Source organism: Mumia flava, from assembly GCF_002797495.1.
Taxonomy (GTDB): Bacteria; Actinomycetota; Actinomycetes; order Propionibacteriales; family Nocardioidaceae; genus Mumia; species Mumia flava.
Genome location: NZ_PGEZ01000001.1, coordinates 2,511,623 through 2,525,945 on the forward strand (window position 1 = coordinate 2,511,623; position 14,323 = coordinate 2,525,945).

Annotated in this window: 11 protein-coding genes; 6 read left to right on the top strand and 5 right to left on the bottom strand. The window is 72.5% G+C overall.

What is annotated here, in order from left to right; all coding sequences use genetic code 11:
* Window positions 1–89 precede the first annotated feature (89 nt).
* From CLV56_RS11825 to CLV56_RS11845, 5 genes are all read left to right on the top strand, one after another.
* Complete coding sequence (locus CLV56_RS11825) at window positions 90–2,456, top strand: glycosyltransferase family 2 protein (RefSeq protein WP_157805147.1); 2,367 nt, start codon at window positions 90–92, stop codon at window positions 2,454–2,456.
* A complete protein-coding gene (locus tag CLV56_RS11830; protein WP_039339874.1) occupies window positions 2,453–3,601 on the top strand; it encodes a sulfotransferase family protein in 1,149 nt (382 codons plus the stop codon). Before CLV56_RS11825 ends, CLV56_RS11830 begins: the two co-directional genes overlap by 4 nt.
* 212 nt (window positions 3,602–3,813) lie before the next feature.
* Complete coding sequence (locus CLV56_RS11835) at window positions 3,814–6,357, top strand: ATP-dependent Clp protease ATP-binding subunit (RefSeq protein WP_039339873.1); 2,544 nt, start codon at window positions 3,814–3,816, stop codon at window positions 6,355–6,357.
* Between the two features lie 93 nt (window positions 6,358–6,450).
* Entirely contained in the window at window positions 6,451–7,548 is a 1,098-nt protein-coding gene (locus CLV56_RS11840; protein ID WP_039339872.1) for a sulfotransferase family protein, read from the top strand.
* A 76-nt stretch (window positions 7,549–7,624) separates the two neighbouring features.
* The gene (locus CLV56_RS11845) at window positions 7,625–8,650 is read left to right on the top strand and encodes a sulfotransferase family protein (protein ID WP_039339871.1); all 1,026 of its coding nucleotides are present in this window, start codon (window positions 7,625–7,627) and stop codon (window positions 8,648–8,650) included.
* Between the two features lie 57 nt (window positions 8,651–8,707).
* Here the strand turns inward: CLV56_RS11845 and CLV56_RS11850 are convergent, their stop codons facing one another.
* Complete coding sequence (locus CLV56_RS11850; RefSeq protein ID WP_039339870.1) at window positions 8,708–9,604, bottom strand: HhH-GPD family protein; 897 nt, start codon at window positions 9,602–9,604, stop codon at window positions 8,708–8,710.
* Between the two features lie 46 nt (window positions 9,605–9,650).
* Between CLV56_RS11850 and CLV56_RS11855 the strand changes: the two genes are divergently transcribed.
* Entirely contained in the window at window positions 9,651–10,484 is an 834-nt protein-coding gene (locus CLV56_RS11855) for a hypothetical protein (RefSeq protein WP_100414866.1), read from the top strand.
* Here the strand turns inward: CLV56_RS11855 and disA are convergent.
* From disA to CLV56_RS11875, 4 genes are all read right to left on the bottom strand, one after another.
* Window positions 10,475–11,512: a DNA integrity scanning diadenylate cyclase DisA gene (gene disA / locus CLV56_RS11860; protein ID WP_245857895.1), complete on the bottom strand. Its 1,038-nt coding sequence runs from the start codon at window positions 11,510–11,512 to the stop codon at window positions 10,475–10,477. The two genes, CLV56_RS11855 and disA, sit on opposite strands and share 10 nt — an antisense overlap.
* A 122-nt stretch (window positions 11,513–11,634) precedes the next feature.
* The gene (radA, locus tag CLV56_RS11865; protein WP_039339868.1) at window positions 11,635–12,999 is read right to left on the bottom strand and encodes a DNA repair protein RadA; all 1,365 of its coding nucleotides are present in this window, start codon (window positions 12,997–12,999) and stop codon (window positions 11,635–11,637) included.
* 95 nt (window positions 13,000–13,094) lie between these two features.
* Entirely contained in the window at window positions 13,095–13,541 is a 447-nt protein-coding gene (locus CLV56_RS11870) for a hypothetical protein (protein ID WP_039339867.1), read from the bottom strand.
* Window positions 13,542–13,665: 124 nt separating this feature from the next.
* Window positions 13,666–14,304, bottom strand: coding sequence for a VOC family protein (locus CLV56_RS11875; RefSeq protein WP_039339866.1), 639 nt, complete (start codon window positions 14,302–14,304; stop codon window positions 13,666–13,668).
* Window positions 14,305–14,323 lie beyond the last annotated feature (19 nt).

A 14,323-nucleotide genomic window follows, 5' to 3' on the forward strand; every position in this document is an offset into this window, starting at 1 on the left:
GCGCCGTGTCGACGACGTGGCTGGCTACGATGACCGCGACGGCCGGTGCATCGGGCCGTCCCTACGCAAGGTGCTGGAGGGCGACGGTGGTGACGTTCCCGCGGTTCCCCCGTCGTCGCAGGACGGGACCGGAGGAGGACGCGCCGCCGCCGGTGCTCGGTGTCGTCGTCCCGGTCTACAACGTCGAGGACTACCTCGCCGAGTGCCTCGAGAGCGTCCTCGGGCAGTCGTATCGGCACCTGGACGTCGTCGTGGTCGACGACGGGTCGCCGGACGGATCGGTCGCGATCGCCGAGCGGTTCGCGGCGGAGGACGCCCGGGTCCGCATCGTGCGGCGGGACAACGGCGGCCTCGGAGCAGCCCGCAACACCGGCGCCCACGAGGCTCGGGGCCATTACCTGACGTTCGTCGACTCCGACGACGTGGTCCCCGAGGGTGCCTTCGAAGCCATGGTCGGCACGCTCGAGCAGAGCGGGTCGGACTTCTGCGTCGGCCGGACCGAGCGACTGGTCGACGGCGAGGTCGTGCACCTGCCGTGGGCGGAGACGCTGCACGCGGTCGACCGGATCGGGGTCCCGGTCACGGACGTGCCGCGGGTCGTCCGCGACTTCTACACCTGGAACAAGATCTTCCGCACGTCCTTCTGGCGTGGACAGGGCTTCGCGTTCCGGGAGGGCGTCCTGTTCGAGGACCAGCCGCTCATCACGGACGCGTACTGCCGCGCCGGTGCGATCGACATCGTCAGCGACGCCGCGTACCGCTGGCGGCGACGCACGGACGGGTCGTCGCTGACCCAGGGGATGTTCGCTCCCGACAAGATCGCCGAGCGCCAGGAGGCCATCACCCTCACCCGGCCGGTCGTCGACGCCTGCGGTGACGAGGGCGTGCGCGACGCGTGGTTGTGGACCTTGATGGACAGCCACCTCCCGCTCTACCTCGCCACGACGGCCCGGCTCGAGCAGGACGAGCCGCTGCGAGCCGCCGTACGCATGGTGCGCAGCGCGATCACGGCCGACGACGTCGGGCGGATCCCCGGGGTCTCCGCTCTCCACAAGGTCATGCTCCACCTGGCGCTCGGGCCCGACCCCGAGGCGCTGCGCCGGTTCGTGGCCGCAGGCGGACGCGCCCGGAACCGCTGGCCCGTACGGGTGCGTGACGGGCGAGTCGTCGCGGAGCTCCCGGTCGACGACCGACACAGCATCCCGCCGTCCGCCTTCGAGCTCGACCCCGAGGAGATCGTCGGAGTCGCCCGCGCCCTCGCCGTCGGGTGGTCCGAGGACGGGGCCGTCCGCGTGCACGGCTGTGCCTACCTCGATCCGATCGAGATCGGTGCCGGCCGGGAGATCGCGGTCGCCGCCCTCGACCGTACGACCGGACGCCGGGTCGAGCTCTGCGTCCGCGCCCGTCGGGAAGGATGGCCCGGGCCCGCGAGCCCGCGACCCTGGATCGACGTCGTCGACGGCACGTTCGAGGCCGTGCTCGACCCGGGCGACCTCCCGGCGGATGCCGGGGCCGCGCGGTGGGAGCTCGTCGCGACCCTGGGCTACGGACCCCACGTACGCGAGGTGCCGCTGGTCGCCGAGTTCCCGGGATGGGTGGTCGGTGGGCCCGCGACGCGGTGGATCGCGCCCGACGTCACGGGAACGCTCGGCGTGCACGACGACGGGGTCCTGAGCCTCGACGTGCAGCGGTGCCCTGTCCGAGCACGGCTCCTCGAGGAGACGGAGGAGGGCCTCGCGGTCGAGCTCGAGTCGGTTGCGGACGTCGCGCTCACCGAGGTCCACCTCGCCCGCGCCGGTGCGCACGACGTCGTGCCCGCCGAGCTCCGGGCTCTGCAGGAGCGGCGATGGCGAGCCGTATGGGCGGCCCCGCAGGATCTCGACCCCGAGGCGCGGTGGCGGCTCGAGACGGTCGTCGACGGTGACCGGGTCGGGCTGCGGGCGCCGGCGGAGGTGCTGGACCGCGCCGCGGTCACCTCCGTGCGCCCGTACCTGACCCACGCCTCGCGCGTGCGCCTCGCACCGACGTCGCGGGCCTCGGTCACCGTGACCGCGATCGGCCTGGCCGCGGGCACCCTGCGGATCCGGGGTGAGGCGCACGGCACGGTGGGGCAGGTGGGTGCCCGCGTGTCGCGTCATGACCGGACAGCCGCCGGGGGGACCGAAGCAGGCGAGGACGGCACGTTCACCCTCGACCTGCCGCTCGAGTCCGAGGACGGCCGACCGCTTCCCGACGGACGCTACGTCCTGAGGTTCGTCGGTCGTCTCGCGAACGATCCGGAGCAGCCCGAGCGGCCGCTGCGCTGGCGAGCCGCGCTCGCGGTCGCCGTACCCTACGACCTGGCGGACGACACGCTCGAGGTGCGGCTGCTCCCGGGTGCCGACCGACGATTCGGCCTCCGCCTGTCCGGCCGCCCGGAGGCGGCCGACGACCACGACGACCAGGAGGGCGCATGAGCCCGACGACCGGAGAGGGCGGGCACCCTCCGCGTCCCGACAGCGACCGCCGGCTCGTCCTCGTCGCCGGCGCAGGCCGCAGCGGCACCAGCACGATCAGCGGCACCCTGAACAGGCTCGGTCTGCACGTGCCGCTGCCCGCGCTGAAGGCCAACGCCTCCAACCCGAAGGGGTTCTACGAGTCGTGGTGGCCGGTGCGCTTCCACCAGTCGCTGATGCGTCGCGCGAGGATCGAGACCGTCGACGGCCGTCCCGAGGCCGCCGAGCGGGTGCGGGCCGTCGTGACGGATGAGGACCGCGAGCGGCTCGCCGACTGGTTGGGTGCGCTGTTCGCCGAGCAGGAGCACGTGGTCGTCAAGGACCCCCGCGCGGCGTGGGCCCCGTGGTTGTGGACCGAGGTCGCCGACGAGGTCGGCATCCCGATCGGGTTCGTCACGATGGTCCGCCATCCTGCCGAGGTGGTCGGGAGCCGCACGACCTACTACCAGGAGCGCGAAGGCATCGAGGTCGACACGTTCGTCCCGGTCAACCTGTGCGGCTGGATCAACGCGAACCTCCTGATGGAACGGCACACCCGGGGCCGCGATCGCGTCGTCGTCCGCTACGAGTCGCTGATCGAGGACTGGCGGGCCGAGACCCGGCGGATCTCGACGGCGCTCGACCTGGGACTCGAGCGAGGTGTCGACGACCCGTCGGTCGCGGCCGACGTCGACGGGTTCATCGATCCCGGTCTGCGTCGTCACCAGTCCCACTGGGACGGCCTGGCCGTCCCGCCGGACCTGCGCGACGTCGCCGACGACGTGTACGCGGGGATGCTCGCGGTCGAGTCCGACCCGGCCGGCAGCGCAGACGGGCTCGATCGCGCCCGGACGGCGTACGAAACGCTGTACCGCGACGCGACCTCGATCGCGTTCGACGCCACCCGCGCGGCCGTCGCCGAGGCCCGCGCCGAGACCGAGCGCGAGGTCCGGGCGGCGGAGCGCCGCGAGCGGGACGAGGCCGTTCGCCGCACGCGCGACCGGCTGCGCCCGAAGCTCGAGGCGGAGCGTCGGCGAGCGAAGGTCGCGGAGGAGCGTCTGCGGCACCCGATGCGCAACGCGGCCGGCGCTGTGAAGCGGCGCCTGAAGGGCCTGCTCGGGCGCTGACCCCGCCCTTCGGCGCCGCTGGTGTTCGCCATCAGTGAACATCCGCCCCGATCCCGTTCACCCGTGGCGAACAACGGAACACCGAGGGCCCGCGATCCCTTAGAACAGGCGGAACCGACGGCATCGGCGCAACGCGGCGGCGTTGTCGGTCGCGACTAGCATGGTTCGGACAGGGGCCGAGGAGTCGAAGGCCCCGGATCAAGGGGAGTTGCATGTTCGAGAGGTTCACCGACCGCGCCCGACGGGTGGTCGTGCTCGCCCAGGAAGAGGCGCGCATGCTCAGCCACAACTACATCGGCACCGAGCACATCCTCCTTGGTCTCATCCACGAGGGTGAGGGCGTCGCTGCCAAGGCGCTGGAGAACCTCGGCATCTCGCTGGAGGCCGTGCGCGAGCAGGTCGAGGAGATCATCGGCCAGGGTCAGCAGGCGCCCAGCGGGCACATCCCGTTCACGCCGCGTGCCAAGAAGGTTCTCGAGCTCAGCCTCCGCGAGGCGCTGCAGCTCGGTCACTCCTACATCGGCACCGAGCACATCCTCCTCGGTCTGATCCGCGAGGGCGAGGGCGTGGCGGCGCAGGTGCTGGTCAAGCTCGGCGCCGACCTCAACCGCGTCCGCCAGCAGGTCATCCAGCTGCTCAGCGGCTACCAGGGCAAGGAGACCGCCGCCGCCGGCGCGCCGTCGGAGTCGGCTCCGTCCAGCTCGCTGGTGCTCGACCAGTTCGGCCGCAACCTCACCCAGGCGGCGCGCGAGGGCAAGCTCGACCCGGTCATCGGGCGCGAGAAGGAGATCGAGCGCGTCATGCAGGTGCTGTCGCGCCGCACCAAGAACAACCCGGTCCTGATCGGCGAGCCCGGCGTCGGCAAGACGACGGTCGTCGAGGGCCTGGCCCAGGACATCGTCCGCGGCGACGTCCCCGAGACCCTGCGCGACAAGCAGATCTACACGCTGGACCTCGGCGCGCTGGTGGCCGGCTCCCGCTACCGCGGTGACTTCGAGGAGCGCCTGAAGAAGGTGCTCAAGGAGATCCGCACCCGCGGCGACATCGTGCTCTTCATCGACGAGATCCACACGCTCGTGGGCGCAGGTGCGGCCGAGGGCGCCATCGACGCCGCCAGCATCCTGAAGCCGATGCTGGCGCGCGGCGAGCTCCAGACGATCGGTGCGACGACGCTCGACGAGTACCGCAAGCACTTCGAGAAGGACGCGGCGCTGGAGCGGCGCTTCCAGCCGATCCAGGTCGCGGAGCCGTCGATCGCGCACACGATCGAGATGCTCAAGGGCCTGCGCGACCGGTACGAGGCGCACCACCGGGTGACGATCACCGACGAGGCGCTGGTCTCGGCCGCGACGCTGGCCGACCGCTACATCTCCGACCGCTTCCTTCCGGACAAGGCGATCGACCTGGTCGACGAGGCGGGGTCCCGGCTGCGGATCCGCCGGATGACGGCTCCGCCGGACCTGCGCGAGTTCGACGACCAGATCGCCGACGTCCGCCGTCGCAAGGAGAACGCCATCGACGTGCAGGACTTCGAGTCCGCAGCGTCGCTGCGCAACGAGGAGCGCGAGCTCGTCTCCTCCAAGACCGAGCGGGAGAAGCAGTGGCGCGCCGGTGACATGGACGAGGTCGCCGAGGTCGACGACGAGCTGATCGCGGAGGTCCTGGCCCTCGCCACGGGCATCCCGATCGTCAAGCTCAGCGAGGACGAGTCGAGCCGCCTGCTCAACATGGAGCAGGAGCTGCACAAGCGCGTGATCGGCCAGGACGAGGCGATCAAGGCGCTGTCCCGGGCGATCCGACGCACGCGTGCGGGTCTGAAGGACCCGCGCCGTCCCGGCGGGTCGTTCATCTTCGCCGGCCCCTCGGGCGTCGGCAAGACCTGGCTCTCCAAGGCGCTCGCGAACTTCCTGTTCGGCGACGACGACGCGCTCATCCAGCTCGACATGAGCGAGTTCTCCGAGAAGCACACCGTCTCCCGTCTGTTCGGCTCGCCTCCGGGCTACGTCGGCTACGAGGAGGGCGGCCAGCTCACGGAGAAGGTCCGTCGCAAGCCGTTCAGCGTGGTGCTGTTCGACGAGGTCGAGAAGGCCCACCCGGACATCTTCAACTCGCTGCTCCAGATCCTGGAGGAGGGGCGCCTGACCGACTCGCAGGGTCGGGTGGTCGACTTCAAGAACACCGTCATCATCATGACGACCAACCTCGGCACCCGGGACATCGCCAAGGGCGTCAACCTCGGGTTCAGCCAGGCCAGCGACACCCTCGGCTCGTACGAGAAGATGAAGGCGAAGGTGTCGGAGGAGCTGAAGCAGCACTTCCGGCCGGAGTTCCTCAACCGCGTCGACGAGATCGTGGTGTTCCCGCCGCTCACGCAGGACGAGATCATCGAGATGGTCGACATGATGCTCGACTCGGTCGAGAAGCGGCTTAAGGACAAGGACATGAGCCTCGAGCTCACGTCCGCGGCCAAGAACCTGCTGGCCTCCCGCGGCTTCGACCCGGTGCTCGGTGCCCGCCCGCTGCGTCGGACGGTGCAGCGCGAGATCGAGGACACGTTGGCGGAGAAGCTGCTGTTCGGCGAGGTCCGACCCGGCCAGATCGTCCTGGTCGACGTCGAGGGCGAGGGCGCAGGGGCGACCTTCACCTTCCGTGGCGAGCCGAAGGCCGAGCTGCCCGACACGCCCATGGAGGCGAGCGGGACCGGCTCCGGCGGTTCGTCCGGGCCCGCGACCGGCGGAGCCTCGGCGGCCGGCTGACCTGCTGACGACGGACCCGCGGCCGATCGGCCGCGGGTCCGTCGCCGTGCGTTGGTAGCATCCCCGAGTCCCTGTCCCGCGCGAGAGGTCCCCATGCCGACAGACCCCCCGACGTCGCGTCTCGTCGTCGTCAGCGGCGCCGGCCGCAGCGGCACCAGCACGATCGCCGGCACGCTCAACCACCTCGGCGTGCACAGTCCGGTGCCGAGCCTGGGCGCCAACGAGTCGAACCCTCGCGGCTTCTTCGAGCCGCGGTGGTCCGTCGACTTCCACAACCGGATCCTCTCCCGCGCCGAGGTGGACCTGACCGACGGGCGCCCGTACGCGCTCGAGCTGGTCGGCGAGGCGCTGAACGACGACGACCGGGTGCGGCTGCGGGCCTGGCTGAGCGAGCAGACCGCAGGTCGGGCCCAGACCGTCGTCAAGGATCCGCGGACCGTCTGGGCGCTCGCGCTGTGGCACGAGGTTGCCGAGGAGCTGCGCCTGCAGACCGCCGACCTGATGATGCTGCGCCACCCGGCTGAGGTCCACGGGTCCCGTGAGACGCACTACGGCGCCCGCCGCGACCGACTCGGGATCAACTTCCTGTCGACCAACCTCACGGGCTGGATCAACGCCAACCTGATGGCCGAGCGTGCCACCCGGGGGAGTGCGCGCGCGTTCGTCCGGTACGGCGATCTGCTGTCCGACTGGCGCTCGGTCGTCGCGCGGATCGGTCCGGCGCTCGGGCTCGACCTCCCCGACGACGAGGCCTCCCAGGCCACCGTCGACGGGTTCATCGAGCCGGGTCTGCGGCGGGCCTCGACGACGTGGGACGACCTGAACGCCCCTGCGCGTCTGCAGGAGGTGGCGCAGGGCGTCTGGGACGCGCTCGCCGTCCTCGCCGACGCGCCCGACGGTCGCTCCGCGGAGGCCGAGGCGGCGCTGGACAGCCTGTCCGAACGGTTCGCGGACGACTACGCCGAGGCCGAAGCCGTCTCCTGGTACACGCAGATGGCGGCCGAGAAGCGCGGCAAGCGGCTCCAGCGGGCCGAGGCCCGTGCCAAGAAGCAGGCCGCGCAGCGCAAGGCACGCGACGCCGCCCAGGCGCCGTCGGCCGCTCAGGCGCCGGGATCGTCGCTCACCACGCGTGCCGGCCGCCGTGCTCGGCAGGCCTTCGGCCGCGTCTCCCGCGCCGTCCGTCGTCGCTGATCCGCCCGAAGCCGCGGTGCTACGGTGACGCCGGCGGCTCCTCCCCATCCGTCTCGTCCGCCCGAGGTACTCCCTGATGTCTGATTCGCCCGATCTCTCCGACCACCGCCTGGTGATCCTGTTCGGCCCGGGCCGCAGCGGCACGAGCTCGGTCGCGGGCACCCTGGCGCGGATGGGGGTGGACGTCCCGAAGCCGGAGGTCCCACCGAACAACTCCAACCCGCGCGGGTTCTACGAGCCGCAGTGGGTGGTGGACTTCCACAAGGACATCCTGGGCCGTGCGAACGTCAGCACCCTCGATGTGGCCCCGGACGCCCCGGAGGTCGCCGAGAAGGCCGCACGCGAGGGCGACGCGCCCGACCGCCTCCGCGAGTGGCTGGCCGGCGCGCTCACCGAGTCGCGGCAGATCATCATCAAGGACCCGCGCACGGTCCTGCTGTCCCAGCTGTGGATCGATGCGGCCACCGACCTCGGCGTCGAGCCCGGCTTCCTGACGATGATGCGCCACCCGGCCGAGGTCTCGGGGAGCCGGACCATGCACTACGCGAAGTCCGACGACGCCGACCGACGCCGCGCGCTCGCCGTCCGACAGATCGCCGGCTGGGTCAACATCGCCCTGATCTCCGAGCGCGTCACCCGCGGCCACCGCCGGGTCACGGTCCGCTACCCGGACCTCCTGGAGGACTGGCGCCGGCAGGCCGACCGGATCGGATCGGCGCTCGACCTGCGCCTCGATCCGCCCACGAGCCTCGCCCAGCACCCCGTGGACGAGTTCCTCGACGCGGGCCTGCGCCGCTCCCAGGTCGACTGGTCCTCGCTGGAGGTTCCGGACACGCTCGAAGCGATCGGGGAGTCCCTCTGGGAGGCCTACGCCGGGCTGATCGAGACCGACGAGGCGGACGACGCGTCGTTCGACGCGCTCGCGGCGCGGTACGCGAGCGTGCACGCCGCGTCGGTGGCGCTGGCGACGGACCACTTCCGGCGGGTGCGCAAGCCCCGGCGCAACCACGCCCAGGGCGCTCGCCGCAAGACCGCGCAGACGTCCGAGCCGCAGCGTCGGCGGGGGCCCTTGAGCGCGATCCGCGGGCTCCGGAAGGGCTGAGGCCAGGATCGCGGCCCGTCTCGGATCCGTGGACGGTGCGCTCCGTCCGAGCCCGGCTCAGGCCGGCAGCGCGTACTTCCCGTCCGCGGTGATCACGACCAGGCCGTCGTCGAGCAGCGAGTCGAGCGCCCGCTCGCGCTGGGTGTCGTCGTCCCACGCACCACGCAGCACCGCCCCCGGGACCGCGGCCGCGCTGGACCGCAGCACGGCCAGCAGCCGTCCCCGGCACTGCCGGTCGGTCCCGGCGTAGGACTGGCCTCGGCGCGGCGGTCCGTCGTACGCCGGACGCCCGGCGCCCTCCCAGCGGCACCACGTCCGGACGGGGCAGGCATCGCACCTCGGCGTCTGAGCACGGCACACCAGGGCGCCGATCTCCATCAGACCGATGGACCAGCGGGCCGACCGCGCCGGGGCGTCGGGGAGCAGGGCCCGGGCTCGTCGCCGCTCCGCGACGGTGAGCGTCGACGGTGGGTACGGCTCGCCGTCGACCAGGCGCGACAGGACACGCCGTACGTTCGTGTCCAGCACCGCGTGCCTGCGCCCGTACGCGAAGACGGCGACAGCGGCGGCGGTGTACTCGCCGATCCCGGGCAGCGCGCGGAGCTCGTCGACGTCCTCGGGCAGGACGCCGTCGTAGACCTCGGTGAGCGCGACGGCGCACGCGTGCAGCCGCAGGGCGCGGCGGGGGTACCCCAGACGACCCCACGCCCGCACCGCCTCGCCTGCCGGCTCGGCGGCCAGGGCCGCGGGCGTCGGCCAGCGCTCGATCCAGCGGGCGTACGGCTCGAGGACCCGGGCGACCGGGGTCTGCTGGAGCATGACCTCCGAGACCAGGACCTGCCACGGAGAGGTGCCGGGCGAGCGCCAGGGCAGGTCGCGGCGCTCGGCGTCGTACCAGGTGAGGACGGCGTCGTGGAGGGGATCGAGGTGGTCGAGATCGAGTCGGATCGCCATGGCGAGTCGATCCTGCCACGGCCGGCCCGCGGGTTAGCGTGAGGCCGTGAGCAGCGTCGTGCGGCCGTCGGGGAAGCTCTCCCCGCGCGTGTACTGGCGGCGGCGGCTCGTGCTCCTGGCGATCGTGGTGCTGCTCGGGTGGCTCGTGCTGAGGACGTTCTCCGGCGGAGGGAACGAGGATCCCGCCTCGAGTGCCGCTCCGGCCGAGACGGAGGCCACGGCCCCGGCGCCGACGGCCGAGCCGCAGCCCGAGGCCGGGCCGAAGGACCGCAAGGCGAAGAACGTCGTCGTCGACGTCGCCCTCGACGACGTGGCCGGGGCGTGCCCGGCCGAGGACGTGACCGTGGCCCCGGCGGTGCCGGCGGGGACGCACACCGGCGATGCCGCCCGGATCCTCCTGAGGCTCTCGCTCACCGGGCCCGAGCCGTGCACGGTGAGGTTGGACGACGATTCGCTGGTCCTCGCGGTCGCCACCGGGGACTCGACCGTGTGGGACAGCCAGCGCTGCGGGGGGATCGACCGCCGGACGGTCGACGTCCGCAAGGGCTGGGACACGGTCGTCGCCGTGTCGTGGGACGGCCGTGCCGGCGACGACGAGTGCGGCGACGGAGGGTACGCCTCGCCCGGTGCTTACACGATCAAGGCCGCGCTGCTGGGAGGTGAGCCTGCTCAGCAGGAGTTCACCCTGACCGAGCCCCCGGCGCCGAAGCCGACGCCGAAGCCGACGCCGAAGCCGACCGCGAAGCCGACGAAGAAGAAGCCCGGGGCCGACGAAGACGCCGGCGGAGACGACGACGGCAACGGGACGGCCGAGGACGGGACCGACCAAGCGAAGCCCGAGAAGAAGCCGACGGCGGGCGGGTCGGACCCTCAGACGTAGCGCTCGAGGATGCTCGACTCGGCGAGCCGGGACAGGCCCTCGCGGACGCTGCGGGCCCGGAGCTCGCCGACACCGTCGACGGCCTGGAGGTCCTCCGTGCTCGCGGCCAGCAGCTTCTGGAGGGTCCCGAAGTGGTCGACCAGGCGGTCAACGACGCTGTTGGGGAGGCGGGGGACCTTGGCGAGGAGGCGGTAGCCACGCGGAGAGACCGCGGAGTCGAGGTGCTCGGTGGCCCCCAGCCCGATCGCCTGAGCCACCGCGGGCAGGTCGACGAGGTCGCCGCCGACGATGGACGACAGCGAGTCGAGCACCTCGTCCAGCGAGCGCGCCCGCCGGCCTGCCGGCACGTAGTCGCGCACGAGCAGCTCCCGCTCGACCTCGACCCCGGTGACCAGCTCGTCGAGCTGGAGCGAGAGCAGGCGACCGTCCGTGCCGAGCTCGAGCACGTAGTCCTCGATCTCTGCGGCGATCCGTGTCACCATCTCGAGCCGCTGGGCCACCGCTGCGACGTCGCGGACCGTGACCAGGTCCTCGATCTCCAGCGCGGAGAGCGCGCCGGAGACCTCGTCGAGGCGCAGCTTGTAGCGCTCCAGCGTGGCGAGCGCTTGGTTCGCGCGGCCCAGGATCGCGCTGGCCTCCTCCAGCACCCGGCGAGTGCCGTCGATGTAGAGCGCGATGATGTGCATCGAGGCCGACACCGAGATCACCGGCACGCTGGCCTGGCGCGCGACCCGGTCGGCGGTGCGGTGGCGGGTGCCGGTCTCCTGCGTCGGGATGGCCGGGTCCGGCATCAGGTGGACGCCCGCCTGGAGGATCCGGGTGGCGTCCCGGTCGAGGATGATGGCCCCGTCCATCTTCGCGAGCTCGCGCAGCGCGGTCGGGGAGAACGGGATGTCGAGGACGAAGCCGCCGGTGCACATCTGCTCGACCTGCTTGTCGAGACCGAGGCCGACCAGCGCACCGGTCCTCCCGCGCAGGATCCGCTCGAGTCCCTCACGCAGGTCGGTCCCGGGCGCCACCGACCCCAGGGTCGCGCGAATGCTCGCCGGTGTCCCGGTCGATCGCTCGTTGCTGGCCACGGTGCTCCCCCGACGGGCTTCCTACGACGTCCTGCTCAGTGTAAGCGGCGCCGAGACCACGCGGCGCGGCATCATCGCCCGACCCCGATTGCCCGCAGCGCCGCGGCGAGATCGGCGACCCGGATCACGTCGAGCGCCTCGAGCCCGGACAGGTCGCTCGAGCCGTCCTGCGGCACGATCGCGCGGCGGAACCCGAGGCGTGCGCACTCCCGCAGCCGCTGCTCCAGGTGGGCGACGCGACGGACCTCACCGGCCAGCCCGACCTCGCCGAGCGCGACGACGTCGGTCGGGACGACCACGTCGTGGGTGGAGGACGCGACGGCGAGCGCGGTCGCGAGATCGGCGCTCGGCTCACGCAGACGAGCCCCGCCGACGGTGGCGGCGTAGACGTCCGACTTGGCGAGGTGGATCGAGCAGCGCCGCGACAGCACCGCGAGGATCATCGCCAGCCGGCTGGGGTCGAGGCCGCTGGTGGCGCGGCGGGGCTGCGGGATCTCGCTCGTCGACACCAGTGCCTGCACCTCGGCCAGGAGCGGGCGTCGGCCCTCCATGGTGACCGTCACACAGGTCCCCGAGACGGGCTGCTGGTGACGGGAGACGAACAGCCCCGTCGGGTCCGGGACCTCCACGATCCCGTGGTCGGCAAGGTCGAAGCATCCGATCTCGTCGACCGGTCCGAAGCGGTTCTTGACGGCCCGGACGAGCCGGAGCCGGGAATCACGCTCGCCCTCGAAGTGGAGCACCACGTCCACGAGGTGCTCCAGCACCCGGGGTCCGGCGATGCTGCCGTCCTTCGTCACGTGACCCACGAGGATGGTCGGGATGTTGCGGGCCTTGGCGACCTGCACGAGCGTCGAGGCGACCTCGCGGACCTGCGTCACGCCGCCGGGGATGCCGTCGACGGAGGAGGAGCCGACGGTCTGAACGGAGTCGAGCACGAGCAGCGACGGGTCGACCTCGTCGATGTGCGCCAGCACGGCACCGAGGTCGGTCTCGGCCGCGAGGTAGAGCGAGTCGTGCACGGCGCGCGTGCGGTCGGCGCGCAGCCGGATCTGGGACGTCGACTCCTCGCCCGAGACGTACAGCGTCGTCGCGAGCGAGCGGGCCCAGCGTGCGGCGAGCTCGAGCAGCAGGGTGGACTTGCCGACGCCGGGCTCACCGGCGAGCAGGACGACGGCTCCCGGGACGAGACCGCCGCCGAGCACCCGGTCGAGCTCGCCGATCGCCGTGCTCCGCGCACGCGAGGCCTCGACGTCGATCTGCGCGATCGGCTGGGCGGTCCGGCTGACGCTGGTGGCGGTGGTCCGACGCGACGGGCTGGGGCCGCCCGCCTGGTCGACCGTGCCCCAGGCCTGGCACTCGCCGCACCGACCGACCCACTTCGTCGTGGACCAGCCGCACTCGGCGCAGCGGAACGTCGTGGTGGTCTTCGCCATGGCGCACACGCTACGGTGCGGCACCGACAGCGCTCGGCAGACACGCATCGGCAGCGGTGGCCGGCGCTGCGACAGGCGCGGCGTACGGGTCGAGCTCAGATCCGCCCGCGCCAGGACCGGACCCGGCTGTCGACGCGCCGGGACTCGAGGTGCACCCGGATCACCGCGTACAGCGGCACCCAGACCGTGGGCGAGGCGAGGACGACGAGGCCCCACCACGGCGAGAGCGTCCCCGCGCTCGTCGAGCGCTGGGCCTCGCTCACGAGCAGCCCGATCGCCAGCACGGCACCGAGGCCCGGCAGGTATCCCCACAGCGCCGGCCGGAGCCGTCGGGTGATCCGGATCATCGCGACCGCCCCGGCGAAGCACGTGAACGCCACGACGGAGAGCAGCACGGCGCCGGTCGCGTAGCCGGAGCGGTCAGGGTGCTGGTCGACGACCACGTCGGTGGCCGCGACGCCGAGTGCGAGCGTGATGCCCACGGAGCCGACGACGGACGTGGCGGGGCCGAACGGGCCGTGCAGTCCCAGCACACTGCTCATGCGCTCCAGCGTCGCCGACCGGACCGCGTGCCGGTATCCGTTGTCCTACTCAGTTTCAACTAGTTGCGTGCCGAACACCGTTCTCGTCGTGCCGTCTCCCGCACGGTCGCCGACGGCCGGAGCCTCAGACCCGCACGTCCCCGTCCGGTGTCGCGAAGGTCGCCGCGACGATCCCGGGGATCCCGTTCGGGGCGACCCACTGGACGTCGACGTCCTCGAGGGCCTCGAGCACGGACTCGCCGAGATAGTCGGTCACGCGCCCGGGGTCGCCGGCGATCTCGAGCGAGACGAGCCCGGCCTGCGCCGGGCCGACGCGCGACGGGTGCTCGTCGGCGTCCACGTCCCACTGCACGACGAAGGGCAGCTGCGGGTCGGCCTGCGTACCCCGGACCCCGATCTGTCGCCACCGGAGGTTGAACCCGTCGGGGCGGCGACGGTTGCCCGGCACGGCGTGGCGGCCCATCCGCTTCTCCACCGGCGCCATGTCGTCCACCCGCACGACCCAGCCGAGCCAGCCGCCGCCCATGTCGGAGCGGGCCCGCACCGCCTGGCCGAAGGGCGCCTTGTCGCTCGCGGGGTGATCGAGCACGGCGACCACCTCGACGTACTGGCCGCCGCGCAGCGGGAACAGCCGGTTGAGCGTCCCGAACCGGGGGTGGACCCCGCCGTCGAACCACGGGACGCCGAGCAGGTCCGCGAGCCGGGCGGTCGTCGCATCCAGGCCGTCGGGTCCGGCGGCGAAGGAGAGGTGGTCGAGGTGCATGGGCGCCATTGTGCGTGAG